The sequence below is a fragment of the Pseudoalteromonas sp. SG43-3 genome, from assembly GCF_014164385.1.
GTDB classification, from domain to species: Bacteria; Pseudomonadota; Gammaproteobacteria; order Enterobacterales; family Alteromonadaceae; genus Pseudoalteromonas; species Pseudoalteromonas distincta.
Genome location: NZ_JACJFC010000095.1, coordinates 1 through 295, shown reverse-complemented (window position 1 = coordinate 295; position 295 = coordinate 1). Strand labels below are relative to the sequence as shown.

Sequence of the window (295 nt, the reverse complement as noted above, 5' to 3'; positions counted from 1 at the left end):
GCACCAACTGATTTAGCCGAAGGCGAATATACTGTCACCGCACAGGTAGATGATGGTCTAGGTAATATCGGCAGCGCCACCGAGACAGGTCAGATAGACCTTACTGGCCCGAGCCTTGTTATTACCGACAACGGTGTAGGTAACGACACCACGCCAACAATTGCAGGTATCAGCGATGCACCGCAAGGCAGTGAAGTAACCATTGTTGTCACCGACAGCAGCGGCGCAGCGCAAACCATGAGTGCCACCGTGCTTGCTAATGGTACGTGGTCAATCCCTGTACCGGTAGCACTTG

At 53.6% G+C, this 295-nt stretch carries 1 pseudogene; it reads left to right on the top strand.

The features are described from left to right. Nucleotides 1–295, top strand: a pseudogene (locus H5157_RS21130) (RTX toxin); the annotation flags it as partial.